At 74.8% G+C, this 26,991-nt stretch carries 22 protein-coding genes and 1 pseudogene; 14 read left to right on the plus strand and 9 right to left on the minus strand.

The window, feature by feature from the left end:
- The first annotated feature begins 11 nt into the window (after nucleotides 1-11).
- From ABEB13_RS31640 to ABEB13_RS31655, 4 genes and pseudogenes are all read left to right on the plus strand, one after another.
- The gene (locus tag ABEB13_RS31640) at nucleotides 12-452 is read left to right on the plus strand and encodes a hypothetical protein (RefSeq protein WP_345708210.1); all 441 of its coding nucleotides are present in this window, start codon (nucleotides 12-14) and stop codon (nucleotides 450-452) included.
- Nucleotides 452-1,447: a LysM peptidoglycan-binding domain-containing protein gene (locus ABEB13_RS31645; RefSeq protein ID WP_345708211.1), complete on the plus strand. Its 996-nt coding sequence runs from the start codon at nucleotides 452-454 to the stop codon at nucleotides 1,445-1,447. Before ABEB13_RS31640 ends, ABEB13_RS31645 begins: the two co-directional genes overlap by 1 nt.
- Nucleotides 1,420-4,146 carry a bacterial transcriptional activator domain-containing protein gene (locus ABEB13_RS31650; RefSeq protein WP_345708212.1) on the plus strand — a complete coding sequence of 909 codons (2,727 nt, stop codon included), beginning with the start codon at nucleotides 1,420-1,422 and terminating at the stop codon, nucleotides 4,144-4,146. Before ABEB13_RS31645 ends, ABEB13_RS31650 begins: the two co-directional genes overlap by 28 nt.
- Before the next feature lie 316 nt (nucleotides 4,147-4,462).
- Nucleotides 4,463-6,021 (plus strand): annotated as a pseudogene (locus tag ABEB13_RS31655) (serine/threonine-protein kinase).
- Nucleotides 6,022-6,049: 28 nt separating this feature from the next.
- Here ABEB13_RS31655 and ABEB13_RS31660 read toward each other — a convergent pair.
- Nucleotides 6,050-7,261, minus strand: coding sequence for a cytochrome P450 family protein (locus ABEB13_RS31660; protein ID WP_345708213.1), 1,212 nt, complete (start codon nucleotides 7,259-7,261; stop codon nucleotides 6,050-6,052).
- A 33-nt stretch (nucleotides 7,262-7,294) separates the two neighbouring features.
- Nucleotides 7,295-7,954, minus strand: coding sequence for a peptidylprolyl isomerase (locus ABEB13_RS31665; RefSeq protein ID WP_345708214.1), 660 nt, complete (start codon nucleotides 7,952-7,954; stop codon nucleotides 7,295-7,297).
- Nucleotides 7,955-8,120: 166 nt separating this feature from the next.
- On the opposite strand from ABEB13_RS31665, the gene ABEB13_RS31670 reads away from it, so the two are divergent.
- From ABEB13_RS31670 to ABEB13_RS31695, 6 genes are all read left to right on the plus strand, one after another.
- Nucleotides 8,121-8,636, plus strand: a complete 516-nt coding sequence (locus ABEB13_RS31670) for a GatB/YqeY domain-containing protein (protein WP_345708215.1) — start codon at nucleotides 8,121-8,123, stop codon at nucleotides 8,634-8,636.
- Nucleotides 8,633-9,391, plus strand: a complete 759-nt coding sequence (locus ABEB13_RS31675; RefSeq protein WP_345708216.1) for a nucleotidyltransferase domain-containing protein — start codon at nucleotides 8,633-8,635, stop codon at nucleotides 9,389-9,391. The genes ABEB13_RS31670 and ABEB13_RS31675 overlap by 4 nt, the downstream gene beginning before the upstream one ends.
- 408 nt (nucleotides 9,392-9,799) lie before the next feature.
- On the plus strand, nucleotides 9,800-10,210 hold the full coding sequence (locus ABEB13_RS31680) for a hypothetical protein (RefSeq protein ID WP_345708217.1): 411 nt from the start codon (nucleotides 9,800-9,802) through the stop codon (nucleotides 10,208-10,210).
- Between the two features lie 78 nt (nucleotides 10,211-10,288).
- Nucleotides 10,289-11,269, plus strand: coding sequence for a zinc-binding dehydrogenase (locus ABEB13_RS31685; RefSeq protein ID WP_345708218.1), 981 nt, complete (start codon nucleotides 10,289-10,291; stop codon nucleotides 11,267-11,269).
- Between the two features lie 87 nt (nucleotides 11,270-11,356).
- Nucleotides 11,357-12,400: a S66 family peptidase gene (locus ABEB13_RS31690; protein WP_345708219.1), complete on the plus strand. Its 1,044-nt coding sequence runs from the start codon at nucleotides 11,357-11,359 to the stop codon at nucleotides 12,398-12,400.
- A 173-nt stretch (nucleotides 12,401-12,573) separates the two neighbouring features.
- Nucleotides 12,574-14,394: a hypothetical protein gene (locus ABEB13_RS31695; protein WP_345708220.1), complete on the plus strand. Its 1,821-nt coding sequence runs from the start codon at nucleotides 12,574-12,576 to the stop codon at nucleotides 14,392-14,394.
- Between the two features lie 63 nt (nucleotides 14,395-14,457).
- On the opposite strand, the gene ABEB13_RS31700 is transcribed toward ABEB13_RS31695, so the two are convergent.
- The 4 genes from ABEB13_RS31700 to ABEB13_RS31715 all read right to left on the minus strand — a co-directional run bounded on the left by ABEB13_RS31700 (nucleotide 14,458) and on the right by ABEB13_RS31715 (nucleotide 19,135).
- On the minus strand, nucleotides 14,458-15,837 hold the full coding sequence (locus tag ABEB13_RS31700) for a S53 family peptidase (protein ID WP_345708221.1): 1,380 nt from the start codon (nucleotides 15,835-15,837) through the stop codon (nucleotides 14,458-14,460).
- Between the two features lie 150 nt (nucleotides 15,838-15,987).
- Nucleotides 15,988-16,746 carry a 3-oxoacyl-ACP reductase FabG gene (gene fabG, locus ABEB13_RS31705; protein ID WP_100887647.1) on the minus strand — a complete coding sequence of 253 codons (759 nt, stop codon included), beginning with the start codon at nucleotides 16,744-16,746 and terminating at the stop codon, nucleotides 15,988-15,990.
- An 11-nt stretch (nucleotides 16,747-16,757) separates the two neighbouring features.
- Nucleotides 16,758-17,945, minus strand: a complete 1,188-nt coding sequence (locus tag ABEB13_RS31710; RefSeq protein WP_345708222.1) for a thiolase family protein — start codon at nucleotides 17,943-17,945, stop codon at nucleotides 16,758-16,760.
- 41 nt (nucleotides 17,946-17,986) lie between these two features.
- Nucleotides 17,987-19,135 carry an acyl-CoA dehydrogenase family protein gene (locus ABEB13_RS31715; RefSeq protein ID WP_345708223.1) on the minus strand — a complete coding sequence of 383 codons (1,149 nt, stop codon included), beginning with the start codon at nucleotides 19,133-19,135 and terminating at the stop codon, nucleotides 17,987-17,989.
- 127 nt (nucleotides 19,136-19,262) lie between these two features.
- Here ABEB13_RS31715 and ABEB13_RS31720 point away from each other — a divergent pair, with 127 nt between their 5' ends.
- The 4 genes from ABEB13_RS31720 to ABEB13_RS31735 all read left to right on the plus strand — a co-directional run bounded on the left by ABEB13_RS31720 (nucleotide 19,263) and on the right by ABEB13_RS31735 (nucleotide 23,476).
- Nucleotides 19,263-19,895 carry a TetR/AcrR family transcriptional regulator gene (locus tag ABEB13_RS31720; RefSeq protein ID WP_345708224.1) on the plus strand — a complete coding sequence of 211 codons (633 nt, stop codon included), beginning with the start codon at nucleotides 19,263-19,265 and terminating at the stop codon, nucleotides 19,893-19,895.
- A 310-nt stretch (nucleotides 19,896-20,205) separates the two neighbouring features.
- Entirely contained in the window at nucleotides 20,206-20,745 is a 540-nt protein-coding gene (locus ABEB13_RS31725; RefSeq protein WP_345708225.1) for an ArsR/SmtB family transcription factor, read from the plus strand.
- A 17-nt stretch (nucleotides 20,746-20,762) separates the two neighbouring features.
- Nucleotides 20,763-22,037 carry an MFS transporter gene (locus tag ABEB13_RS31730; protein WP_345708226.1) on the plus strand — a complete coding sequence of 425 codons (1,275 nt, stop codon included), beginning with the start codon at nucleotides 20,763-20,765 and terminating at the stop codon, nucleotides 22,035-22,037.
- A 266-nt stretch (nucleotides 22,038-22,303) separates the two neighbouring features.
- Nucleotides 22,304-23,476 carry a serine hydrolase domain-containing protein gene (locus tag ABEB13_RS31735; protein WP_345708227.1) on the plus strand — a complete coding sequence of 391 codons (1,173 nt, stop codon included), beginning with the start codon at nucleotides 22,304-22,306 and terminating at the stop codon, nucleotides 23,474-23,476.
- Nucleotides 23,477-23,597: 121 nt separating this feature from the next.
- Here the strand turns inward: ABEB13_RS31735 and ABEB13_RS31740 are convergent, their stop codons facing one another.
- The 3 genes from ABEB13_RS31740 to ABEB13_RS31750 form a co-directional block, all read right to left on the minus strand.
- Nucleotides 23,598-24,008 (minus strand): VOC family protein, encoded by a 411-nt coding sequence (locus tag ABEB13_RS31740; RefSeq protein ID WP_345708228.1) that lies wholly within the window; start codon nucleotides 24,006-24,008, stop codon nucleotides 23,598-23,600.
- Between the two features lie 10 nt (nucleotides 24,009-24,018).
- Nucleotides 24,019-24,462, minus strand: a complete 444-nt coding sequence (locus ABEB13_RS31745) for a helix-turn-helix transcriptional regulator (protein ID WP_345708229.1) — start codon at nucleotides 24,460-24,462, stop codon at nucleotides 24,019-24,021.
- Nucleotides 24,463-24,556: 94 nt separating this feature from the next.
- Complete coding sequence (locus tag ABEB13_RS31750; protein ID WP_345708230.1) at nucleotides 24,557-26,953, minus strand: ATP-binding cassette domain-containing protein; 2,397 nt, start codon at nucleotides 26,951-26,953, stop codon at nucleotides 24,557-24,559.
- Nucleotides 26,954-26,991: the final 38 nt, after the last annotated feature.

A 26,991-nucleotide genomic window follows, 5' to 3' on the forward strand; every position in this document is an offset into this window, starting at 1 on the left:
GCGCGCCGCCGGTGGGCACAACGGGGGCGGGGGCGGACGGCGGCGCGCTGTCGCTGTACGTCGCCGTCTGCGCGGCCGCGCTGGTGATCCTGGTGGGCATCGTGCTCGACCTCGGCGGGCGGCTGCGCGCCGTCGAACGCGCCGACGCCCGCGCCCAGGAGGCCGCCCGGGTCGCGAGCCAGCAACTCGACCTGGACGCCCTGCTGCAGGGCAAGGGGTACCGGATCGCCGGCCAGCAGGCCGCCGCCGACGCCGCCGACGCCTACCTGCGCAGCTACAACCTGACCGGGCAGACCCGGCTGGTGGACGACCACACCGTCGAGGTCCGCGCCACCGGCACGTACACCACCGCGCTGCTGGGCGCGGTGCTCCCCGACTTCACCCACCTCCAGGTGCACGGGTACGGCAAGGCCACCCTCGTGCACGGCATCACGGAAGCGGAGAACGGCTGATGGCCGCGCCACGCGCCAACGACCCCGACCGCGCGGCCCGATCCGGGCCCGCGGCGTCCACCCCGGCGGCCCGGCGGCCCGTCCCCGTCCGGCCGCGCCGCCGACGGGCGGCCGGCTCGGTGGTCGCCGCCCTCGGGGCCCTGACCGCCCTGGCCGCCCTGCTGGCGGGCCTGCCCGCCCTGCTGCTGTACGGCACGCTCGCGGTCGCCGCGTCGGGCGAACCCGGCAGCGGCGGCGGCCTCGGTGCGATGCTGACCGCCCCGGACGACGGGCGGCTGTTCCTGTGGGCGCTGGTCGCCGTCGGCTGGATCGCCTGGCTGTGCTTTGCGCTCGCGGTGCTGCTGGAGATCCCCGCCCAGCTGCGCGGCCGGGTCGCCCGCCGGATCCCCGCCTTCGGCTGGAGCCAGCGGATCGCGGCCGGCCTGGTCGGCTCGGTGCTGGCGCTGCTGCCGGTCGCCGGCTCGGCGTTCGCCGCCGTCCCCGAGCGCGGCACCCAGTCGGTCACCGCCCTCGCCCTGCCCGCCGCACCCCAGTACGCCGCGCTGGCCGCCGCGGCACCGGCCGCGGCACCGGCCGCGCCCGCCTCCGACCACCCGACGTACACCGTCCGGGACACCCGCCCGGCGGACAGCCTGTGGTCCATCGCGGAGCGCCAACTCGGCTCCGGAGAACGCTGGCAGGAGATCGCCCGGCTCAACGACGGCCGGGTGATGGAGGGTTCCGGCGTGCGCTTCGACGCCGACCGGCCGATCCAGCCCGGCTGGAAGCTGCTGATGCCCGCCGACGCCAAGCCGGACGGCGCGGCGCCCGGCGGCCCCGGGGGCGGTACGGCGGACGCGCCGCCCGCCCCGCGGCAGCCGCAGCACGCCACCGTCACGGTCGCCCCCGGCGACAGCCTGTCCGCCATCGCCCAGCGGGAGCTGGGCAGCGGCGACGACTGGCCGAAGATCTTCGACGCCAACCGGGGGTGCGCGCCCCCGACGGCGAGCGGCTGACCGACCCGGACGTGCTCGTGCCGGGCACCGTCCTGGCGATCCCCGGCGCGGCGGCCGAGCCACCGGCCGGCCAGGACCAGGGCCGCCCGCCCGCCGCGGAGTCCGATCCGGTGCCCGCCCCCTCGACGGCCCCGCCCGCCCCTGCCTCCCCGGCGCCCGCCTCGCCCGCCCCCGCCGCGTCCACGCCGTCCGCCCCGGTGAAGACCGGCCCGGTCGCGGTGCCCGCCTCGACCGGCACCCCCGCGAAGGCCGAGACGGCCTCGCACGACTACACGGTGGCGCTCGGCGCCTCCACCGTCGGTGTCCTGCTCGCCGCGGTCATGGTCGGCGCGGTGGCCCGCCGCCGCGAGGACCAGCAGCGGGCCCGCCGGCCGCGGCACCGGATCACCATGCCCGAGCCGGCCGCCGCCGCGTTCGAGGCCGAACTGAAGGCCCGGCAGAACGTCCCGGCGCTCGAACTGCTGGACCGCGCGCTGCGCACCCTGGCCCGCAACGCGCTGCGCACCGGCAAGCGGCTGCCTGCGCTCGTCGCGGCCCGGGTCACCCCGGGCCGGACGGTCGAACTCCACCTGTCCGGACCGGCGGTGCCGATCGCGCCGTTCCGGGCCGCGCACGCCAACAACGTCTGGTGGTGCCCCGAGGACTCCCACGAGCTGCTCTCGCCCGGGCAGGCGGCCAAGGCCTCGGCGCCGTACCCGGCGCTGGTCACCCTCGGCGGTTCGCCGGACGGCTCGATCGTCCTCGCCGACCTGGAGACCGTCCGGCTGGTGCACCTGGCCGGCCACCCCGACGACGCCCGGGACGTGCTGCTCACGCTGGCGCTGGAGCTGGCGCACAGCCCGCTCGCCGACCGGCTGCACCTGCACCTGGTGGGCTTCACCGAGGACCTGCCGATCGCCGGACGGGCCGCCGAGCGCGTCCACCGCCACGAGTCGCTGGAGCACGCCCTCGGCGCCCTCGGCCCGCGGGCGGCCCGCGCCCGGGCCACCCTGGTCGCCGCCGAGGCGACCAGCCCGCGCGACGCCCGCAGCCGGGGCCACGACGACGAGTCGTGGGTGCCGGAGATCGTGCTGTCCGCGCAGCCGCCGTCCGGCCAGGTGCCCGCCGAGCTGGGCCGGCTGCTGGACGCCAAGCCGCGCAGCTGCCTGTCCGTGGTCACCCGGGCGCCGGAGCGCGGCGCGGGCCCGGTGGCCCGCTGGACGCTGCCGAGCACCGGCACGGTCACCCTGCCCGGCCTGCATCTCGCGGTGGAGCTCCAGCGGCTGGACCGGGAGCAGTACGGCCAGCTCGCCGAGCTCGTCCGCAGCTCGGGCGACACCACCCAGCACCCGGCGCCGGACTGGACGCTGGACGGCCCCGGCGGTGATCTGGAGCCGGCCGAACTCCCGTACCCCGTTCCGGTGCTGGCCTCGGTCGGAGCGGTCCCGTCCACGGCGCCGGCCGGCGCCGCGGGTGGTGGGCCGCGACCGGTCACCCGGGTCATCGCGACCGGTGCGAGCCCCTTCGCCGGCGTCCGTCCCACGGCCACCCCGCCCCCGGCGACGCCGAGTGCGGGCGCGCCCCCGACGGCCACTCCGGCCGCCGCGTCCACGCCGCCCGTACCGGCCGAGCCGCTCCCCGCCGGGCCGGAGCCTGTCGAGCCGGTGGCGCCGTCGCAGGACACCGGCCGGCCGGCCGGCGGGCCATCACGGCACAGCGCCAACGGCGTCGGACGCCACGCGGCGCACGCCGTCCCCGGGCAGCCCGCCCCGCCGACGGTGCCCGCGGCGCTCCCGCTGCCCCCGGCCGCACCCGTGCCCGTGCCCGTGCAGGCTCCCGAGCCCGCCCCGGTGCACGACGCGGCGCCAGACGCGGCGGCCCCGGCCTCCGCGCCGCGGCCCGCCCCGGCGCCGCGCAGCGACAGCGCCGACCTGCTGGCCATCCTGCGCTCCCCGGAGGCGCACACCGGCCGGTCCGCACCGCGCATCCGGCTGCTCGGGCCGGTCGACCTCACCGGCGGGCAGGGCCCGGCCGACCCGGCCGCCGTCCCCCATCTCGTGGAGCTGGCCGCACTGCTGGCGCTGCGTCCGGGGATCGACCACGCCACCCTGGACGGGGCGCTGCACCCCGGGGCGGCCCACCTCGAACCCGACGCGGCCCTGGGCACCGGCCCGCTGCCCGGCAAGCTCACCCGGCTGGCGGCCTGGCTCGGCTCCTCCCCGGACGGGCGGGCCTATCTCACCGACCAGTCCGACGGCTACACCTTCGCCCCCACCGTCACCTGCGACTGGGACGAGTTCCGCGGCCTCTACCGGCGCGGCATGCGGTCGACCAGCGGCACGGCCGACGCCGCCCTCGCGCACGCCCTCGCCCTCGTCCGGGGCGCCCCGTTCGCCGAGGCGCCGGCCACCTCGTACGGGTGGGCGGAGGCCGAGCGGCAGGACATGCTCGCCGCGATCGTCGACACGGCGCACGAACTGGCCGCCCGCAGGCTCCAGTACGGCGACCACCGCACCGCCGAGGCGGCGATCTTCCGCGCCCTCGCGGTGGCCCCCGACGTGGAGCTGCTGCACCGCGACCTGTTCTACGCCTACGCCTCGGCGGGCGCCCGCGACCAGCTCGTCCGGGCCGTCAACCGGCTCGACGCACTGAGCCGCCGGACCGGCCGCGACCTGGACCCGGACACCGTCGCCCTGCTCCGCGACCTCCTGACGGGCTGACCGGCTGACGGGCCGCCGGTGGGCTGCGCTGCCCATCGGTGGCTCCAACCAGCCATGACGGGAGCCGTGTTGGAGTGCCAGGAGGAGTAGTGGCAGTGGCTGCGCTCCACCGGGCAGTCTGCGTCCTTGCGGCCCCACGCTGCCCGCCGCCCCGGCGTGGTCGAGCGCCTGTCCGCGGGCCCCTCTTGATGATTGACTATTCCCCCGGGGGCGAGCTGTGCCCTGCTCAGGAATGAGTCGAAGGTGCCACGGGGTGGACTCTGGAACGCTGTTGGGGGAGCGGTACCGGCTGAGGGAGCAGCTGGGACGCGGAGGCATGGGGGAGGTCTGGGCGGCATACGACGAGCAGTTGCGCCGGGACATAGCGGTGAAGATCCTGCTCGCGGCGCTGGGGAGCGACCGGGATCTGATCGCTTCGCTGAAGCGGGAGGCCCGCACTGTCGCCGCGCTCCAGCACGGCGGCATCACCGTGGTCCACGACATCGGTGAGACCGACGGCCACCCGCACTTCGTCATGGAACGGCTGGAGGGGCGAACCTTCCAGGACCTGATCCTGGAGCACCCCCATGGGCTTCCCCAGGGCCGCGCGGCGGCCTTGATGGGCCAGGTCGCCGACGCACTGGACTACGCCCACGGCAAGGGGTGGTGCACCGCGACATCAAGCCCGCCAACCTGATGCACCTCGCCCGGGACGCGGCGAAGATTCTCGACTTCGGGATCGCGAGCTACGCGGAGGCGACCGCACACCTCAGCTCGACCGGCGTCATCATGGGGTCCTCCCCGTTCATGCCACCGGAGCAGTGGATGGGCGAGAAGGCCACGCCCCGGTCCGACATGTACGCCTTCGGCGTGACCCTGCACGCCCTGCTGACCGGTGTCCTTCCCTTCCCTGGTCCGACGTTCGCGGCCTGGATGCGCCAGCACCTGGATGTCGAACCGCCGCACATCGCCGGCGTTCCCGAGCAACTCGACAACCTTGTCCAGCAGTTGCTCGCAAAGGACCCCGCGATGCGGCCGTCGGCGGCGCAGGCCGGACTGGTGCTGGCCGGAGTCCGGGATCGGCGACCCGCGGCGTACACGCCGACCAGGAGAGAACCCGGACCTGTGGCCCCGGTCCTGGAGAATCCGCACGAACGGCCCGGCGAACCCGAGACCCGCCGCAGCCCGGCCACATGGAAATGGCCCAAGCCGCGGGCCGAGCAAGAATCGACACCTCCCGACAAGTCCGCCATGGCGAGCGCCCCCAGGGAACCGGTGATGTGGGGCGGCGCCGGCTTTGGGGCCGCGTTCATGGCCGTAGCCGTCGTGATGGCCGTCAACACCAAGCCCGATGGTTCCGACGGCCTCGGAGACATCGTTGTTGCGGTGGCCATCGAGGTGTCCGTTCTGCTCTTCGGGCTGCTCGGGGTCCTTGTCTCCTTCTCCGGGCCGCTGAGCTGGAGGAAGTCTGTGGGCGTGGACTCCGGCGGGGTGACGGTGGTCGTGCGATGGGGGGCGTCGCGGGCGCAGACCCGGATCCCCTGGACGGACATCGCTCGAATCTCGATCGTCAATGCCCAGCGCCATGGCAAGGAGATGCGCAAGCGCGGGCCCCTGGACAAGCCGACGGAGGCCATCGTCATCCAGCGCACCCCCGGGGCGACGGAACCCGCGGTCGCGGTGGTCGGAACCTTCGGCGCGAGGGTGAAGCGCCTGATCATGCCCCGGGCATTCGACACGATCGACGGATTCGATGTGGCGGACTGCCACCTCCTTGCCGTGGGGGCCGACGTGAGCGCCGACACGGTCGGCTGGGACAGCGTCTCCGGGTTGCTGCGGGAGAGTCACCTGTACTGCGACGAGACGGCCTTCTGGAACGCCGTGAGGAGGAGATGAGGAAGGCCCCCGCAGGGGAGACCGGAGCTCAGTAGCGGACGGGGAGGGCGAGCAGGCCGCGGGCCCGCAGGGAGGGGCGCCGGCGGAGGTCCTCGCGCGGGACGTCGAGGGCGAGGGCGGGAAGCCGCCGCAGGAGGGTGGTGAGGGCGACGGCCGTCTCCATCCGGGCCAGCGGTGCGCCCAGGCAGTAGTGGATGCCGTGGCCGAGGGCGAGGTGCGGGTTCTCGGTGCGGTGCAGGTCGAGTTCGTCCGGCCGGTCCAGGAGCGCGGGGTCGCGGTTGGCGGAGCCCAGGGCGAGCAGGACGGTCTCGCCGGCCGGCACGACCACGTCGCCGATCCGGATGTCCTCGGTGGGGAAGCGGCGGATGGCGAGCGGCGCCGGCCCGTCGAAGCGGGCCAACTCCTCGACGGCGGCCGCGACGAGGGAGGGGTCGCGGCGCAGCGCGTCGAGCTGCTCGGGGTGGTCCAGCAGCGCCAGGACGCCGTTGCCGATCAGGTGGACGGTGTTCTCGTAGCCGGCGAAGAGGATCAGGAAGGCGAGCGAGGTGAGTTCGTCCTCGGTGAGCCGGCCCGGGCCGCCCTCCTCGTCGCGGGCGGCGATCAGCGCCGACAGCAGGTCCTCCCCGGGTTCGGCGCGCTTGCGGGCGATCAGGGCGGTGAAGTACCCGGTCAGGCCGGCGACGGCGGCCCGGGCCTGCTCGGGGCGGTCCGGGTCGGGGGCGACCAGGGCGTCCGTCCAGGCCCGGAAGTCGTGCCGGTCCTCGGCGGCGACGCCCAGCAGGTCGCAGATGACGGCGATCGGGAACGGCCCGGCGTAGTCGGCGATGAGGTCCGCGCGGCCGAGCGGGGCGATGGCGTCGAGGAGTTCGTCGGCGGTGCGCTGCACGCTCCCGCGCAGCCGCTCGATCCGACGCGGGGTGAAGGCCTGCGACACCAGGCGGCGGATCCTGGTGTGGTCGGGCGGGTCCATGTTGAGCAGGTTGGCGTCGAGCGCGGGCGGCAGCGAGAAGCCCCGGTAGTTGCCCGGCTTCGCGTTGCCGCGGTCGAGCGACAGCCGGGAGTCGGCGAGCAGGGCACGGACCTCCGGGTGCCGGGTGACCAGCCAGAACGGCAGGCCGTCGGGGCCGGTGAGGCGCCGGACCGGGGCGTGCTCGCGCAGCCCGGCCCATGCCGTGTGCGGGTCCTGGAGCAGGTCGGCGACGCCGGGTACGGCCGGGTCGTCGTGCAGCGGGATCGTCATGGGCCGAGCCTATGCGCGGCGGCGGGTCGGCCGTCAGTGCTTCGTGATCTTGACCTGACGGATCGTCACCGGCAGGGTCGGGTAGCCGTCGCCGGCACCGTTCTGGTCGTCCTCGCCGCCGGCGGCGATCTTCTGCAGGACGTCCAGGCCGGCGGTGACCCGGCCGAACGGTGTGTAGTTCGGCGAGAGCTTGGTGTCCTTCCAGACGAAGAAGAACTGGCTGCCGTTGGTGTCCGGGCCCGCGTTCGCCATGGCGACGGTGCCGGCCGGGTAGGTGGCGCCGGCCAGGTTCTCGTCGGGGAAGGAGTAGCCGGGGCCGCCGCTCCCGGTGCCCGTCGGGTCGCCGCACTGGAGGACGTAGAGCCGCTGGGTGGTGAGCCGGTGGCAGTGCGTCCGGTCGAAGTAGTCGTGCTCGGCGAGGAAGCGGAAGGAGAAGGTGGTGCACGGCGCGCGGTCGGTCAGCGCCTGGAAGGTGACGGCGCCCTGTGAGGTGCGCAGGGTGGCGCTGTACGGCTTGGCGGCCTTGGCGGCGTCGAAGACCGGGATCCCCTGGAAGTTGTCGGCCGGAACGGCGGGCGTGTACGTGCAGTTCGCGGTGACGGTGGCGGTGGGCGCCGCACTGGCGGTGTCGAGCGGGACGGTCAGCGGCAGGGTCGTCGCGGCGGCGAGCAGGATCCAGGACGTGCGCTTCACGGGCGGCCTCCGGTGGTCCGGGTGATGGTTTGGCGTGGACCCGTCATTCATGCCCGCCCCCGGCCGGCCATGCACGGCACACCGTCACCGGAGGCGCCCGACCCGCCGCCCGGGGTGGCGCGAAACCTGCTCGACCCCGCCGCCACCCCGGCGTAGGGTCCGCGGCATGCCCCCCTCCTCGACCCCACCGCAGGCCGCTTCCTCCGCCCCCGCCCCGGGTGCCGCTCCCGCCGCCGAGAGCCCGGCCCCGCTCCGGGCGCGGCTCGGTGCCGCCCTCCCGGCGGCGATGAAGAGCCGGGACCGGGTCGCCGTCGCCGCGCTGCGGACGGCACTGGCCGCGCTCGACAATGCGGAGGCGGTGGACCGCCCCGAGGAGGCCGACCGCCATCAGGCGATCGAGCTGATCCCGCTCGGCGCGGGCGCCGGTGAGGTCGCCCGCCGGGAACTGACGGAGCAACAGATGGTCGACCTCGTCCGGGCCGAGGTGGCCGAGCGCGAGAGCGCCGCCGCCCACTACGAGGAGCTGGGCCGCGCCGAGCAGGCCGAACGGCTCCGGGCGGAGGCCGCCGTGCTCGCGGGCCACCTCGACGAGGGCCGCGCGGACGGGAGCCGCGCGGAGGAGAGCCCCGCGGACGAGGGCCCCGCGGACGAGGGCCACCTTGACGCGGGCGGCCACCGGTGACGGGCACCGGCACCCCCGACCGGCTGCTGGAGCGCTTCACCGCCGACGTGCGGACGGACACCCCGCTGGTCGCCCTCTGGGCCCACGGATCGCTGGCCCTCGGCGACTACCGGCACGGCCGCAGCGACCTGGACCTGATCGCGGTGCTCGACGCGCCGCCCGACCGGGCCCGGCTGCTCGCCCTGCACCGCCGGCTGGCCGCCGAGGAGCCCGGCGCCACGAAGCTGCACTGCTCCTACCTGGTGGCCGACGCCCTCGCGGACGCCGGGCGCCCCCACCTCACCTGGGCGCACGGCGGCCTGCTGGAACGGCCGGTGACCGCGGTGACCCGCCGCGAACTGCTGGACGGCGGCCGGGTGCTGCACGGACCGCCGCCGGGCGGGCTGCTGCCGCCGCTGGCCGACGGGCAACTGGAGGAGCACATCCTCCGCGACCTCCAGGAGTACTGGTACCCGGCGACGGCGCGGCCGCTGCGATGGCTGCGCGACCCGTGGGTCGACCTCGGCCTGCTGGTCCTCGCCCGGGCCACCGTCACCCTGCGCGACGGACGGATGATCACCAAGCAGGAGGCGCTGGCGGAGCTGCCCGCCCTCGGCGCGCCGGCCGACGTCGTCCGCGACATCCACCACCGCCGCTACGCCGACGCCCCGGGGCGGACGGGCCCGCTGCGCCGGCTCCGGCGCGGCCTGCGGGCCCGCGCCTTCCTCCGCGGCGGCATCGCCCGGACGCTGGAGGCGCACGGCCACCGGATCTGAGCCCCGGCCGGCTGCCCGGCGACGGTCGCCCGGCAGCGCCTGTGCCTGCCTGCCGCCGCCCGCCGCCGCCCGTGCCAGGCGGGCTGTCAGTGCGGCCCGACAGGATGCCGGGTGACAGCGCAGGCCGCACCGAGGAGCACCCGTGACCACCGCCGCCACTCCGCCCATCGACCCTCCCGTGGAGTTCCAGGCCCTGTGGTGCGCCACCGACCTGGGCGAGCACCGCCCCTGCGGCGGCACCTACCAGTGGTATCCGCACGAGAGCCTGCCGCCGCTGCCCGCCGGTCGCCTCGACGGCGGGTTCGGCTGGCTCGGCGGCCCGGGTGCGGCGCTGCCGGAGCCGTCCGCGCTGCTGGCCGAGGTGCAGGCGCTGCTCGCGGCCGAGGGCTGGCGCTGCCCGCCGACTTCGTGGCCTTCCAGTCCGGGGAGAACAGCTTCCGGGCGCTCGACGAGGTGTCCGTCACCGCGTGCTGGACGGACGTGTCGCTGCCTGTTCCCAGCCCGGTCGAGCCGGGGGCGTACCTCGTCCGCTTCCTGCGCGACCAGCAGGACTGCGTGCTCTGGTACCTCTACCTCCGGCCGTCCGGGGAGTCCTTCGTGGTGGGCTCGCCGCTGGACTTCGACTGCCTGCCGGAGTGGGACGACGCCGACGGGCCGGTGGACATCTCCCGGCTGATCGCCTGGTGCGCACCGTCGTTCGAGGAGTTCGCGTACCGCTTCTGGGTGGAGAACCGGCTCTGGTCGGTGCTGGCCGACGGCGGCACGGTCGGCGACCACGCCGAGCTGGCCGCCTACCTGGCGCACTACGAGCGGGCTTGACCTCATGTCCGCTTGAACGTGCAGGCTGGTGTGCGGCCCGGCCACTCCGGGCCGCAGGGCGGTTGTGAGGAGAGCGGCATGCGCGCGGTGTGGCTGAAGGAGTTCGGCGGGCCGGAGGTTCTGGTGGCGGGAGAGGCGCCGGACCCGGTGCCGGGCCCCGGCGAGGTGCTGGTGGACGTCGCCTACGCGGGCATCACGTTCGTGGAGACGCAGTTCCGGGCGACCGGGCGCGGCCCGTTCACGGCCGCCCCGCCGCTGATCCCCGGCAACGCCGTCGGCGGCACGGTGGCCGCGGTCGGCGCGGGCGTGGACGAGGCCCTGCTCGGACACCGGGTGGTGACCGGCACCGGCGGTTCCGGTGGGTACGCCGAGTTGGCCCTGGCACCCGCCGCCGGCCTGATCGAGGTGCCGGAGCCCCTCGCCCTCGACACCGCGGTCGCGCTGCTCGCGGACGGCCGGACGGCCCTGCTGGAGCTGCGGGCCGCCGACGTGGTGCCCGGCGACCGGGTCCTCGTGGAGGCCGCCGCGGGCGGGGTCGGCACCCTGCTCGTCCAGCTCGCCCGCGCTCAGGGGGCGACGGTGGTCGCCGCGGCCGGCGGCCCGGCCAAGACGGCCCTCGCGGCCGAGCTGGGCGCCCACGTCACCGTGGACTACCGGCAGCCGGACTGGACCGACCGCGTCCGCGAGGCCGTCGGCGCGCTCGACGTCGTGCTGGACGGCGTCGGCGGCGCCGTCGCCCGTGCCGCCTTCGACCTGCTGGTGCCCGGTGGACGGATGGTCAGCTACGGCCTGGCGAGCGGCGAGTGGGCCGCGATCCCGCCCGCGCTGGCCGCCGAACGCGAGGTCGCGCTGCTGCAGCCCAGGCCCGACCCGGCGACGATGCGCGCGCTCACCGCCGAGGCCCTCGCCGAGGCCGCGGCGCGCCGGCTGCGGCCGGTGATCGGGCTCCGCCTGCCGCTGGCCGCCGCGGCCGACGCACATGCGGCGATCGAGTCCCGGGCCACCACCGGCAAGACCCTCCTCGTGGTCGGACCCGACCGCGCGCAGCCGCAGGACTGACGATCCGTCGGAGCAAAGGGCTGCGGCCCCGTCAGCGCGCGGAAAAGGGATTCGAACACCGGTGGATCGACCACCTAGGATCCCGTCATGACGAGCCCTCTGTATCCGCCCAAGCCGCGCCCCGGCGACCGGGTCGCCGTCCTGTCGCCGGCCGCCGGTCTGCCGGAGATCTTCCCGCGGCCCTTCGACCTCGGCCTGCGGCGACTGACCGAGGAGTTCGGCCTCCTGCCGGTCGAGTACCCGACCACCCGGCGGATGGGCTGCACACCGCAGGAGCGGGCGGCGGACCTCCATGCGGCCTTCGCGGACCCGACGGTCAGGGCCGTGGTCGCCAGCATCGGCGGCGACGACCAGATCACCGTCCTGCCCCACCTGGACGCCGACCTGATCCGGGCCAACCCCAAGCCGTTCTTCGGCTACAGCGACAACACCAACCTGCTCGCGTACCTCCGGGAGCTGGGCATCGTCGGGTTCCACGGCGGCAGCGTGATGGTGCAGCTCGGCCGCCCCGGCGCCCTGCACCCGGTCACCGCCGACTCGCTGCGGGCTGCGCTGTTCACCCCCGGTCCCTACGAGCTCACCGAGCCGGTCGAGTTCAACGACATCGAACGGGACTGGCAGGACCCGGCGGGGCTGGACACGCCGCCCGGGATGCAGCCGGCCCCCGGCTGGACGTGGCACCGGCCGGACCGCGTCGTGGAGGGCCCGAGCTGGGGCGGCAACCTGGAGATCCTGGGCTGGCTGATGATGGCCGACCGGGCCGTCGCCGCCCCGGAGACCTACCGCGGCGGCGTCCTGTTCCTGGAGACCTCCGAGGAACTCCCGTCCGCCGACGAGGTGTTCCGCACCTTGCGGAACATGGGCGAGCGCGGCCTGCTGGCGCAGTTCCCGGCGCTGCTGATGGGCCGGGCCAAGGCCTGGTCGTTCGGCGCGCCGAACGGCCCCGAGCAGCGCGAGGCCTACCGCACCGCGCAGCGCGAGGCGGTGCTGCGTGTGCTCGCCGTCTACGCCCCCGACACCATGGCGGTCTTCGACGTCGATCTCGGCCACACCGACCCGCAGGTGGTGATCCCGTACGGGGGCACCGTCCGGGTGGACGGCCCGGCCCGCCGGATCACGGTGACCTACTGACGGACCGACGGCGCGGCCGGTGACGCCGCCGGACGATCGCGGACCCGGCCTGGAAGCAGCGAGGGATCACCCCTTAAGGTGGCGAAATCGGACGCGGTGGTGACCACCGTGCGGGGCGGAACGGGATGTCGCGGCGGGCGGCGGGGCAGGGGCGGTGACCGGCAGTGGCGGACGTGACAGCGGCCTCCGGGGGCGGCGAGCGGAGCCCCTTCGACCGGGATCCCGCACCCCCGCGGCCGGCCGCCCCGCCGGCCGCGCCCTACCCGGCCGCGCCGCCGCCCGGGCCCAGCACCGGCTGGACGGCGACCATGCCGGCCGTCGTCCTGCCGCCGGCGCCCGCCGCCGCACCGTCCCCCGTCCCGTCGGCCGCCCCGGCGCCGCAGCCGGCACCGGCGCAGCCGCTGCCGCGCGGCATGGGGGCCGGCCTGCGCGGCCGGATCCTGGTCGTCGAGGGCGGGTACGGGCAGGCCGGCCGGCGGCCGTGGGGCCGCGGCCAGAGCCAGGCCCCGGTGCTGTCGGCGATGCTCGCCGCGGTGCCGCCGTACGTGCTGCTGGCCGCCGACGCGGTGGACGCCGTCCACCTGCCGGGCGCGGGGGACCCGCAGACCGTCGTGGCGCACCTGCGGGCCGCGGCCCGGCACCCCGGTCCGCTGCTGGTGCACCTCGGCGGCCATCTGGTCACCGACCGGCGCGGCGAGCAGCTCTTCCTGACGCTCCGTGACGCGAAGTCGCACGAGACGGTGCCGTGGCAGGCGGTGGCGGCCGAGCTGAAGCACCGTCCGGCCGAGTGGGACACCCTGGTGATCGGCGACCTGAGCGCCGACCCGGCGGCCTGGCCGCTGGTGCAGAGCACCATCACGCCGCTGACCGACGGGGTGCCGCTGTGGGCGGTCGTCAACCCCGACCCGGACCAGGTGGGCACCTTCACCCGGGCGCTGATCGAGGTGCTGCACGTCGGCGTGCCCGGCGCGGGCGCCGTGCTGGCCCCCGAGCACGTCCGGCAGCAGGTGCACTCGGTGCTCCGCCCGGACGCGGTGGTGGTCACCTCGCACGCCCCGGACCGGCAGGTCTTCCGCAACACCTCCCGGCAGGCTGGCGACCCGTCGACCGAGAAGCGGCTCAGCGAGTCGCCGCGTCCGGCGGCCGTGCTGCCGCGGCCGCCGGCCCGTCCGGCCCGGCCGCGACCCGTCCCCGCCGCGGCGGCCCGGGTCACCCTGGCCAAGCCGGTGCCGGCCGCAGGCTCCCTCCCGCCGGGCCCGCGCGGGCCGGTGTCGCTGCTCAAGCCGGGAGTGCCGCCGACCCCGCCGCGGCCGGCCCGTCCGGTCTCCCTGCGGAAGGCGTCTGCCGGGGACGTCAGGGTGGAGCTCGGCAAGGGCGCCGCGGACTCGTTCGGCGCGCCGGCTGCCGCGGATCCCTTCGACCGGCCGGTTGCGGCCGACCCGTTCGACACCGGTGCGCCCGCGGTGCGGCTCGGCAAGCCCGCGCCGGCGGACGCCGGGCGGCCGCTCGTCGAGCTGGGCAAGCCCGCCGCCGGACCCGAGCCGGCCGACCCGTTGGCCGGGTACCGCGCCGCCGTGGGACGGATCGTGCAGGCCGCGGACGCGGGAGAGCACGGCACCGCCGCCGACCTCGCCCTCGGCCTGGAGGCCGAGGTCCTGGAGACGCACGGCGCCGCCGACCCGCAGCTGCTCCAGGTCCGTCAGGTGCGCGCGCACGTCTCCCGGCTGGCGGGCCGCACCGTGCTCGCGGCCGAGCTGTACCGGGAGGTGGCGCTGGCGCTGCTGCGCACCGTGGGTGCGCAGGACCCGGAGACCCAGCGGGCGGCGACCAACGCCGAGGCGTGCTGGCGGGCCGTCACCGACCGCGCCGAGGCGCTGCGGATCGCGCCGGAGATCATCGAGCTGCGGGCCCACCTGCCCGGCCCGGACGGCCGCAAGCTGCGGGCCGCCGAGCGGTACCTGGACCGGCTGGCCGCGGCCCCGGCCGACGCGTGACACGGGCCCCGGCGCGTCCCGGTGGGGACGCGCCGGGGCCCGCGGCGGGTCGGCGTCCTGAGGTCAGCGCCCGGCGATCGCGTGCACGAAGCGCGCGGCGTCGATGGTGCCGAGGCCGGAGGACAGGTCGTAGCCCTTCACGGCGTTGTAGCCGGTGACGTTGTTCCACGAGTTGTCGCCCGTGGTGACGTCGGTGATGCCGCTCCACTTGGCGGGCAGGTTGGCCAGGCCGTACATCCGCCAGTTCAGCTGGCCGAGGCGGTGCCCGGCGAGCTGGTCGGCGAGCGCGACGACACCCGAGAAGATCGGGGTGGCCTCGCTGGTGCCGCCGGTGAGGTGCCAGCCCACCCGGGTCGGGTCGTACGACTCGTACGTCCACGCGGCGCCGTCGACCGCGGCGCTCATCGAGATGTCCGGGGTGCCGCGGTGGTTGCCGGTGACCTTGGCGACGCCGGCCTGGTACCACGGGCGGTCGAAGACGCCGGAGACGCCGCCGCCGGCCGCGCCGTAGTCGTCGTGCCAGACCTTGTCCGGGGCGGTGCGGTTGCCGCTGTCGTCCAGCGTCAGCTCGGTGCCGCCGACGGAGGTGACCAGCGGGTCGGAGGACGGCCAGGAGTTGACCTTGTACGGGTACAGGTCGGAGCCGTTCTCCATGGCGTCGGTGGCGCCGTTGTCGCCGGAGGCGGCGAGCACCGTGACGTCGCGCTCGGCGGCGGCCTTGAACGCGTACCGGAGCTTCTCGATGGACTTGAAGTCGCCCTTGTCGAAGCCGGGGAAGGTGTTCTCGGTGGCGCCGAAGCTCTGCGAGATGACATCCGCGCGGCCGGACTTGATCATCGCCTTCTCGGCGTCCATCATCTCCGGCAGGCCGGTGACGCCCTCGGTCTCGGCGACCCCGGTCTCGACCAGGACGATGTGCGCGTCGGGGGCGATCGCGTGGGCGTACTCCACGTCCAGCGTGGTCTCGCCGGCCCACCCGGTGTGATCCGGGTTGGTCGGGTCGAACACCGGCACGTTGCCCCACTTGACCACGTCGACCTTGGTGTCCTTGATGCCCCACTGCTGGTCGAAGACCTCCAGGTCGTGCTGGATGGTCGGGGAGCCGAAGGAGTCGACGATGACGATCGTGCGGCCCTTGCCGGTGACGCCCTGCTTGTAGAGCGGGTTCAGGTTGTACGCGGCGCGGTACTGCAGAGGCGAGTAGCAGTGGATGCCGATCTGCGACACGCACTCGGTGGTCGATATCGGCGCCACCCGGCCGGCGGCGGTGATGTGGCCGCTGGACGCCGGCCGGACGTGCACGGCGGATCCGCCCGCCGGGGCGGCGACGGCGGCCGCACCGGCGGTGGCCGAGCCGCCGGTCAGGGCGGTGGCCCCGACGGCGAGGACGGCGAGCGCACGGGTGGTCGAGCGGGAGCCCGCGGTGGCGGGGTGCTTGCCCATGGAACTCCTTGAGGGAAGGGGCCGACCGTATGGTCGGCCCCCATATCCCATCGGCATGAGGCGCTGTGTTCCATAGTCAGCTGGGAGCCGTTGGCATGATCCCAGCGGGCCACCGGATCGGGTAAAGACCGTCTCCGGATCGGGCAAAGCTCAGCGGGCGCCGCCGTTCACGTACAGCGTCTGGCCGCTCACGTAGGAGGCGTCCTCGCTGGCCAGGAAGGCGACCACGGCGGCGATCTCCTCCGGCAGCCCGACCCGGCGCAGCGGGGTGCGCTCGGCCGCCAGTGCCTGGTGGTCCTCGGCGCTGGCCCCCACCCGCTCGGCCGTGGCCGCGGTCATCGGGGTGGCGATGTAGCCGGGGGCGACGGCGTTCACGTTGACGTTGTACGGGCCGAGCTCGATCGCCAGGGTGGCGGTGAGACCCTGGATGCCGGCCTTGGCGGCGGCGTAGTTGGCCTGGCCCCGGTTGCCGAGGGCGGAGCGGGAGGAGAGCGAGACGATCTTGCCGTACTTCTGCTTCACCATGTACGCCTGCGCCACGTGGCTGCAGTTGAAGGCGCTGGTGAGGTTGACCGTCAGCACCGCGTCCCAGTCGCTCTTCGGCATCTTGAAGAACAGGTTGTCCCGGGTGATGCCGGCGTTGTTGACCAGGATGTGCAGCGCGCCGAGGTCGGCGACGACCTGGGCGAAGACCGTCTCGACCGCGTCGTGGTCGGCCACGTCGCAGCCGTAGGCGCGGGCCGTGCCGCCCTTGGCGGTGATCGCGTCGACGGTGGCCTGCGCCCGCTCGGCGGTGAGGTCGATCACCGCGACGGCCGCGCCCTCCTCGGCGAGGCGGGCGGCGGTGGCCGCGCCGATGCCCTGGGCGGCGCCGGTCACCACGGCGACCTTGCCTGCGAATCGCGTCATCTGACTGCTCCTCAGTTGTTCTCGACGAGTACGGCGGTGCCCTGTCCGACGCCGACGCACATGGTGGCCAGGCCCCGCCGGGCGCCGGTGCGGCGCATCCGGTGCAGCAGGGTGGTGAGGATCCGGGCGCCGGAGCCGCCCAGGGGGTGGCCGAGGGCGATGGCGCCGCCGGAGGGGTTGACCAGCTCCGGGTCGACGCCCAGTTCGCCGACGCAGGCCAGCGCCTGGGCCGCGAAGGCCTCGTTGAACTCGGCCTCCTCGACGTCGCCGAGCGCCCAGCCGGTGCGGCCGAGCACCTTGCGGACGGCCGGCACCGGGCCGATGCCCATGACGTCCGGGTGGACGCCCGCGGAGGCGCCGGCCACGTACCGGCCGAGCGGCTGCACGCCGAGGGTGCGCAGCGCGTCCTCGCTGACCAGCAGCAGGCCGGCCGCGCCGTCGTTCATCGGCGAGGCGTTGCCCGCGGTGACGGTGCCGCCGGCCCGGAAGACCGGCTTGAGGCCGGCCAGCTTGGCGAGCGTGGTGTCCTCGCGGATCGACTCGTCGGCGCCGACCGTGACGCCGTCGGGGCGGACGATCGGCAGCAGTTCGGCGTCGAACTGCCCGTCCTTGCGGGCGGCGGCCGCCCGCTGGTGGCTGCGCAGGGCGAAGGCGTCCTGCTGCTCACGGGTGATGCCGTACCGGGCGGCGACCTCCTCCGCGGTCTCGCCCATCGACAGGACGCCGTGCAGCTCCTTCATCCGCGGGTTGGTCAGCCGCCAGCCGAGCCGGGTGTCGAAGGTCTCCATCCGGTGCGGCAGCGCCTCGTCGGGGCGGGGCAGCACGAACGGCGCCCGGCTCATCGACTCGCAACCGCCGGCGATCACGACCTCGGCCTCGCCGGAGCCGATCGCCCGGGCGGCGGTGGTGACGGCCTCCATGCCGGAGGCGCAGAGCCGGTTCACGGTGGCGCCGGGGACGGAGTCGGGCAGCCCGGCGAGCAGCACGGCCATCCGGGCGAGGTTGCGGTTGTCCTCGCCCGCCTGGTTGGCGGCACCCCAATAGACGTCGTCGATCAGGGCGGGGTCGAGCTGCGGTACGTCGGCCAGCAGGCCGGTGAGGACGGCGGCCGACAGGTCGTCGGACCGTACGGTGGACAGCGCGCCGCGCAGCCGTCCGATCGGGGTGCGGCGGGCGGCGGCGAAGTAGACGGGACGCACGTCGTCGGGCTCCTTGTCTGGGGGTTGGTCCTGGCGGGTGGTCAGAACGCGTTGATGCCGGTCAGGGATCGCCCGATCAGCAGCTTGTGGATCTGGCTGGTGCCTTCGTACAGGGTCATCACCCGGGCGTCGCGCAGGTACTTGCCGACCGGGTACTCGTCGATGAACCCGTAGCCGCCGAAGACCTGCAGTGCGTTGTTGGCCGCCCGGACGGCCGCCTCGCTCGCGTAGAGCTTGGCGACGGAGGACTCGGTGGCGAAGGGGAGGCCGCGCTCGATGTGGTCGGCGACCCGCCAGGTGAGCAGCCGGGCCGCGTCGACGTCGACCGCGATGTCGGAGAGCAGCTCCTGGACGAGCTGGCGGGAGGCGATCGGGGTGCCGAACTGCTCGCGCTCGCCGGCGTACTTCACGGCTGCCTCCAGGCAGGCCCGGGCGATGCCGACGCAGCCGGCGGCCACCGACATCCGGCCCTTGGCGAGGGCGGCCATCGCGACGGTGAAGCCCTTGCCCTCGGCGCCGAGCCTGGCGCTGTCGGGCACCCGCACCCCGTCGAACACCAGCTCCGCGGTGGCCTGGCCGCGCAGCCCGAGCTTGCCGTGCACGGTGCGGCGCTCGAAGCCGGGCAGGGCGGTCTCCACCAGGAAGGCGGTGATGCCGCGGTGGCCGGGCTCGCCCGTCCGGGCGAAGACCAGAGCGACGTCGGCCCAGGTGCCGTTGGTGATGAACATCTTGCTGCCGGTGATCAGCCAGCCGTCGCCGTCCCGGACGGCCTTCGTCGTCAGGTTGGCGGCGTCCGACCCGGTGCCGGGCTCGGTCAGCGCGAAGCAGCCGAGCGCCTCGCCGGAGGTGAGGCCGGGCAGCCACCGGCGCTTCTGCTCCTCGGTGCCGTACGCGTTGACCGACTTGGCGACCAGGCCGAGCGAGACCGAGACGATGCCGCGCACCGCGGAGTCGCCGCGGCCGAGCTCCTCCAGCACCAGGCAGTAGGCGAGGTGGTCGCCGCCGCTGCCGCCGTACTCCTCCGGGATCGTCAGCCCGAGGAAGCCGACCGCGCCGAGCTTCGCGATCACCGACCGGTCCACCGACTCGGCGCGGTCCCACGCGGCGGCGAACGGGACGATCTCGCGGTCGGTGAAGTCGGCGGCGAGGTCGCGGACGGCGGCCTGCTCGTCGGACAGCTCAAGGTTCATGGCGGCGGGCACCTCGTAAACTAGCGCTGCAAGTTTTCTGTGACTCTAACCCGGCCGCCGCCGCCGCGGAAGACCCACCTGCAAGAATGTCGCTCACCCCACCCGGCCGAAGGAGGCGACGACGACCGTGCCCCGCCCGCGCACCCCGCTGCTCAGCCGCGAGCGGATCGTCGCCGCGGCGCTCGCCCTCGTCGACGCCGAAGGGCTCGCCGCACTGTCCACCCGCCGGCTCGCCACCGAGCTGTCGGTCAGCGGGCCGTCGCTCTACAACCACTTCGCCACCAAGGACGACCTCCTCGATGCCGTCGTGGACAGCGTGATGGGCGAGGTCGACCTCGGCATGTTCGACGCGCCGGAGGACTGGCGGGCCGCCCTGGCCGCCTGGGCCCGCTCCTACCGCGCCGCCCTCGCCGCCCACCCCAACGTCGTGCCCGTGCTCGCCCAGGGTCCCGGCCGCCGCCCCAACGCCCTGCGGCTGGCCGACGCCGTCTTCGGCTGCCTCGTCGACGCCGGCTGGCCGCGTGGCCAGGCCACCCGGATCGGCGCCCTGATGCGGTACTTCATCACCGGATCCGCCCTCGGCTCGTTCGCTGCCGGATTCCCCGAGGACGCCGGGGTGTACGCCGCCGACTACCCCCACCTCGCCGACGCCCACCGCCTCGCCGAGCACCGCCGCGCCGTCGACGAGGGCGCCTTCGAGACCGGGCTCGAAGCCCTCCTGGACGGCCTCGCCCTGCGCTACGCCCGGCTGCCGGACTGACCCGCGGTCACCGCGGCCGCCCCCGCTGACGGGCGGGCTGCCGGCCTTCCTGACGCCCGCGACCCGCGGGTGTCAGCCCATCCCTGCTGCACCGTGACCGACGTCGTGACCGACGTCGGGGCACGGCACCCGGGCGTAGCCGGGTGCCGTCCTCGGTGCTCGCCGGCGGTTCGGCGGCGGGCGCGACCGCGTCCCGCGCCGGCTCCTGAGCGGTCGTCATGTCCCGTGACCCCACGCGCCGGACGGCGGGTTCCGGAGGTTCGAGCGAATCCCCTTGCGCAATGGTCAAGAATCGTTGACCATTGCTCACATGCCCACCGACGATCTCCCCGAGACCTTTCACGTCACCACGGACGAGCAGTTGCGCGCCGTCTCCAACCTCACCCGTCACCGGATCATGGCCGTGCTCCGCTTCGAGCCTGCGACGATCACTCAGATCGCCGACCGGGTGGGCCTGGCGAAGGGGAGCTCCAGCTACCACGTACGGCTGCTGGAGCGGGCCGGTCTGGTGAAGGTGGTACGGACGCGGAAGGTCCGGGGCGTCACCGAGCGGTACTACGCCATGGCCGCGCGGTCGATCGAACTGCCGGATCCGGGCGAAGGAGGGCCGGATGTGCTGATGCGCCATGCGGTGGCGGACCTGGAGGCGTCGCCGGCGGACGGCGAGCGGCACGTGCGGATGGCGCACCTGCGGCTCACCGACGAGCAGTTCGCACAGCTGGGGGCGCGGCTGCAGGCACTGGCGGACGAGTACCGGGCGCTGTCCGATCCGTCAGTGCCGGACACCTCGCTCGTCTTCGCCCTGTTCCACCCGGCAGTGCGCGCGCAGAGCGAGGAGGGCTCCAAGTGAACGCAGAAACTCGGAAGTTGCCGACCGGATTCGGACGGCTGTGGACCGCGCAGACGGTCTCCTCGCTCGGCGACGGGGTCACGCAGGCCGCGCTGCCGCTGCTCGCGCTGACGCTCACGCGGGATCCGATGGCGCTCGCCGTCGTCACGGCCGCCGGAACGCTGCCGTGGCTGCTCCTCGGGGTGCTCGGCGGTGCGCTGGTGGACCGCTGGGACCGCCGCCGCACCATGTGGGTCGCGGACGCGGCGCGTGCGGTGCTGCTCGCGATACCCGCGGCGGCGGCCGCGCTCGACGTGCTGACCATTCCGCTGCTCGCGGCCGTCGCGTTCCTGCTCGGCCTCGGCTCGCTCTTCTTCGACACGGCTGCCACGGCCTACCTGCCGGATCTGCTCCGCCGCGACCCCGCACTCCTGGAGCGAGCCAACTCCCGCCTGCGCGGCGCCCAGACCGCCATGTCCGGCTTCGCGGGGCCGCCCGCGGGCAGTGCGCTGCTCGCGCTCGGGCGGGCGGTTCCGCTGGTCGCCGACGCGGTGTCGTTCCTGCTCTCCGCGCTGCTCGTCCGTACGCTGCCCGCCATGCCGCGCCCCGTGCCCGAGGTCCGCGAATCACTGCTGCGGCAGGCGCGGGCCGGGGCCTCGTACGTCTTCGGGGACCGGGTGCTGCTCGGGCTCGCGCTCCGCCCGGCGGTCGGGAACATCGCCTTCCTCGCCGTGGAGACCGTGCTCGCCCTCTTCGCGCACGACCGCCTCGGCATCGACACCTACGGCTTCGGCCTGCTCCTCACCGCGGAGGCCACCGGTGGCCTGCTCGGTGCGGGCATCGCCTCCCAGCTCGGCCGACGAATCGGCACCGGCACCGCGCTGACCTGTACGGCCGCCGTCGAAGGGCTTGCCGTCCTGGGCCTGGCCGCGGCCCCGAACCCGTACGCGGCGGGGTTGGCACTGGCCGTCTGCGGGGCCGGCATGGGAGCCACGATGGTGCTCGCCCCCTCCCTCCGGCAGGCGATCGTCCCGGCCCACCTGATGGGCCGGGTCGCCTCCACCTCCCGCATGCTGGCCATGTGCGCCGCCCCCGTCGGGGCGTTCCTCGGTGGCTGGCTGGCCACCAGGTACGACATCCGCACCCCGCTCTGGGCCGCCGGCGCCCTCCTCCTGGCGATGACGGCCGTCACGGCGTCCATGACCAGCAACCGCCGGGTCGAGGCGGCGCTGCGTGCCGCCGCCCCGGCCGGCGGTCCGGACCGGCCGGCCCTCCAGGAGCCCGCCCGGGAGAGCGCGGCCGCCGTGTCGTGACGCCTGCCGCGGAGGCGTCGTACCGGGCCGGGTGGCAGGCCCCGACGGGGCGCGACGAGTGGCCGGGTCGGTCGGGGTGCCGGCTGTCGGCCCTCGTCGTCCGCGTGGTCCTCGGCGGGCGCCGTCGGCCGGACGGAGGGATCCGCTCCGTCCATCGGGGCACCCGGCCGCCCCGCCGGTTTGCGCCCGCTGACGTACGGTCATGTCTAGGCGGCCGGCAGGCCGAGCCCTCCGGGTCGGCCTCTCCCCACCTGGAGGTCCGTACCGTGTCCGCTCGCCCGCTCCCACCCCGACGCCTCCACCGGCCGGGCCGGTGCGCCACCGCCCTGCTCGCGGCGGCGGCGCTGGTCGCCCTCGTCCCCGCCGACGCCGAGGCGGGCGGCCGCCCCGACAGCCCGTCCTCGCTCCAGCACCGGCTCGACGAGCTGGTGCGCGCCGCTGGCGGGCCGCCCGGTGCCATCGCGATCCTCCGGCGCGGCGACCGCTCGGAGGTCTACCGCTCCGGTGTCGCCGAGGTGGGGGAGCCGGGCGCACCGCGCGCCGACGACCACATGCGGATCGCCAGCGTCGCCAAGGCGTTCAGCGGCGCCGTCGCGCTCCGGCTGGTCGACCGCGGGGCCCTCGGCCTGGACGACACCCTCGGGCAGCGCCTCCCCGACCTCCCGGCGGCCTGGGCGGCCGTGACACTCCGCCAGCTCCTCCAGCACACCAGCGGGCTGCCGGACTACAGCGACTCCGCGGCCTTCCGCGCCGTCATCACGGCCGACCCGCACCACGTCTTCGACTCCCGGCACCTGCTCGACTACGTCGCCGACCAGGGCCTGCTCTTCACCCCCGGCAGCAGCTACCGGTACTCCAACTCCGACAACATCGCCGTCGCGCTGATGGCCGAGGCCGCCACCGGCCGCCGCTACGAGGAACTGCTCGGCCGGCTGGTCGACCGGCCGCTCGGCCTGCGCGACACCGGCCTCCCGCAGGGCTACCGGCTCCCCGAGCCCTACCTGCACGGCTACGACGTCACACCGCCGGACGCGCCGGTGGACGTCTCCACGCTGTTCGGTGCCTCCGGGGCCTGGGCCTCCGGCGGGATCGTCTCCACCCCGGCCGACCTGTCCACCTTCATCGGCGCGTACGGCGGGGGCGCCTGGTCACCGCGCCGACCCGCCGCCAGCAGCTGGCCTTCGTGCCCGGCGCCTCCGAACCCGCCGGACCGGGCACCAACGCGGCCGGCCTGGCGCTCTTCCGCTACACCACCCGCTGCGGCGTGGTGTACGGGCACACCGGCAACACCGCCGGCTACACCCAGTTCGCGGCCGCCACCCCCGACGGCCGCGGCTCGGTCACCGTCTCCGTCTCCGAGCAGATCAGCCAGTCCACCCGGCCGGCCCTGCTGGCCCGGCTGCGGGACGTCGAGGAGAACTTCGTCTGCGCCCTGCTGAACGACCGCCCGTAGGGCCTGTCGGACAAGCCCTGGCGCCACGGCCGCGGCCGGCGGCCCCCGCACGTGGCGGGGGCCGCCGGCCGCGTGTGCCGACCGTGCCGGTGACGGCGCCGGGCGGCTCAGCCGAGCTGGTTGATCCGGATCAGGTTGCCGGCCGGGTCGCGGAAGGCGCAGTCACGGACACCGTAGGGCTGGTCGGCGGGCTCCTGGACGACGTCCGCGCCGGTGGCCTCGATCTTGGCGAAGACGGCGTCGAGGTCGGAGGTCGCGAAGGTGATGTGGGCGTAGTTGCCCTTGGCCATCATCTCGGTGACGGTGCGGCGCTCGTCGTCGGTCACGGTCGGGTCGGCGGCCGGGGGCTCCAGCACGATGGCGGTGCCGGGCTGGCCGGCCGGGCCGAGGGTGATCCAGCGCATCGCGTCGTAGCCCACGTCGTTGCGGACTTCGAAGCCGAGCGCGTCGCGGTAGAAGGCGAGGCTGGCGTCGGGGTCGGTGTGCGGGAGGAACGTCCAGTGAATGGTGAGGTCCATGACTGCCACGCTAGTTGGGGGCAGCCGGCGGCGCTTCTCGATTCCTGACCGGTCTGGTGACCTGTTTCGCCACGCACGCCGGGATCCCCGCCGTCGCGTCCGCGGCGAGCTGCCGGTAGGTGCTGGGCGGCATGCCGACCAGCTCGGTGAAGCGCGTGCTGAACGTCCCCAGTGAGGAGTAGCCGACGGCGAAGCAGACGTCCGTGACGCTCTGGTCGCCCCGCCGCAGCAGGGCCATCGCGCGCTCGATCCGCCGCGTCATGAGATAGCCGTACGGCGACTCGCCGTAGGCCTGCCGGAACTCCCGGCTGAGATGCCCGGCCGACATGTGCGCGCCGCGGGCGAGCGCCTCGACGTCCAGCGGCTGCGCGTACTCCCGGTCGATCCGGTCGCGGACGCGGCGCAGCCGCGCGAGATCGCGCAGGTACGGCGCCGGGTCGGTTCTGCTGCTCACCCGAAAAGCGTGCCACACGCCACCGACGGCCGGGGGCGTTCGCCCTTCCGGCCGTCGGTGGCCTCGCCCGTGGCGGCGGACCGCGGGCGGCCGGTCAGCCGCCGACGTACGCCGCCAGGTGCTCGCCGGTGAGGGTGGCGCGGGCGGCCACCAGGTCGCCCGGCGTGCCCTCGAAGACGACCCGCCCGCCCTCGTGGCCCGCGCCGGGCCCGAGATCGATGATCCAGTCGGCGTGCGCCATGACCGCCTGGTGGTGCTCGACCACGATGACCGACTTGCCGGAGTCCACGAGCCGGTCCAGCAGCCCGAGCAGCTGCTCGACGTCGGCGAGGTGGAGGCCGTTGGTCGGCTCGTCGAGGACGTAGATGCCGCCCTTGTCCGCCATGTGCGTGGCCAGCTTGAGCCGCTGCCGCTCGCCACCGGAGAGCGTGGTGAGCGGCTGGCCGAGGCTGAGGTAGCCGAGCCCGACGTCGGCGAGCCGGGTGAGGACGGCGTGCGCCGCCGGGGTACGGGCCTCGCCCGCGCCGAAGAACTCCTCGGCCTCCGCGACCGGCATCGCCAGCACCTCGCTGATGTCCCGGCCGCCGAGGCGGTACTCCAGCACCGACGCCTGGAAGCGCTTCCCCTCGCACTCCTCGCAGGTGGTGGCAACACCGGCCATCATCGCCAGGTCGGTGTAGACGACGCCGGCGCCGTTGCAGGTGGGGCAGGCGCCCTCCGAGTTGGCACTGAACAGCGCCGGCTTCACGCCGTTGGCCTTCGCGAACGCCTTGCGGATCGGGTCCAGCAGCCCGGTGTACGTCGCGGGGTTGCTCCGCCGCGAGCCGCGGATCGGGCTCTGGTCGACCGAGACCACGCCCTGCTCGGCTCCCAGCGGGCCCTTGACCACCGACCCGTGCACCAGCGAGCTCTTGCCCGAGCCGGCGACACCGGTCACGACGGCCAGCACTCCGAGCGGGATGTCGACGTCGACGTCGCGCAGATTGTTCGCCGCCGCGCCGCGGACCTCCAGCGCGCCGGTGGGCCGGCGCACCGCCGCCTTGAGCGAGGCCCGGTCGTCGAAGTGCCGGCCGGTGGTGGTGCCGCCCTTGCGCAGCCCCTCGACGGTGCCCTCGAAGCAGACCGTACCGCCCCCCGTACCGGCGCCGGGGCCGAGGTCGACGACGTGGTCGGCGATCGCGATCGTCTCCGGCTTGTGCTCCACGACGAGCACCGTGTTGCCCTTGTCCCGCAGCCGCAGCAGGAGTTCGTTCATCCGCTGGATGTCGTGCGGGTGCAGGCCCGCGGTGGGCTCGTCGAAGACGTAGGTGGTGTCGGTGAGCGACGAGCCGAGGTGGCGGATCATCTTGACGCGCTGCGCCTCGCCGCCCGACAGGGTGCCCGCGGGCCGGTCGAGCGCGAGATAGCCGAGGCCGATCTCCACGAACGAGTCGAGGGTCTGCTGCAGCGCGGTGACCAGCGGCGCCACCGAGGGCTCGGCCAGGCCGCGGACCCAGTCGGCCAGGTCGCTGATCTGCATCCCGCAGGCGTCGGCGATGCTGATCTTCCCGATCCTCGACGACCGGGCGCCCTCGCTGAGCCGGGTGCCGTCGCACTCGGGGCAGGTGGTGAAGGTGACCGCGCGGTCCACGAACTCCCGGATGTGCGGCTGCATCCCCTCCCGGTCCTTGGACAGCATCGACTTCTGGATCCGCGGGATCAGACCCTCGTAGGTCATGTTGATGCCCGCGATCTTCATCCGGACCGGCTCGTGGTGCAGGAAGGCGTGCAGCTCCTTCTTGGTGTACGCGCGGATCGGCTTGTCCGCGGGGACCAGGCCCGACTCGGCGTACAGCCGGTGGTTCCAGCCGCCGCCCCTGTAGCCGGGCACGCTGATCGCCCCCTCGGCGAGCGACTTGGAGTCGTCGTAGAGCTGGGTGAGGTCGATGTCGGAGACGGTGCCCCGGCCCTCGCAGCGCGGACACATGCCGCCGGTGCGGTTGAACGTCGCCTTCACCGTGGTGCTGTTGCCGCGCTCGACCGTGATGGCCCCGCTCGCCCGGACGGAGGGGACGTTGAAGGCGTACGCGCTGGGCGGACCGATGTGCGGCTGCCCGAGCCGGCTGAACAGGATGCGCAGCATCGCGTTGGCATCGGTGGCGGTGCCGACGGTGGAGCGCGGATCGGCACCCATCCGCTGCTGGTCCACGGTGATCACGGTGGTCAGGCCGTCCAGCACGTCGACCTCGGGCCGGGCCAGCGTCGGCATGAACCCCTGCACGAAGGCGCTGTAGGTCTCGTTGATCAGCCGCTGCGACTCGGCGGCGATCGTGTTGAACACCAGCGAGCTCTTGCCCGAGCCGGAGACGCCGGTGAACACCGTCAGCCGCCGCTTCGGGATCTCGATGCTGACGTCCTTGAGGTTGTTCTCGCGCGCCCCGTGCACCCGGATCATGTCGTGGCTGTCGGCGACGTGCGGCTCGGGCGCGTGCGTCCTGGTCCTCGTGGCCATGCTCTTCGGTGTCTCCCTCTGTCGGGCGGGGGCCGCCC

Source organism: Kitasatospora paranensis (genome assembly GCF_039544005.1).
GTDB classification, from domain to species: domain Bacteria; phylum Actinomycetota; class Actinomycetes; order Streptomycetales; family Streptomycetaceae; genus Kitasatospora; species Kitasatospora paranensis.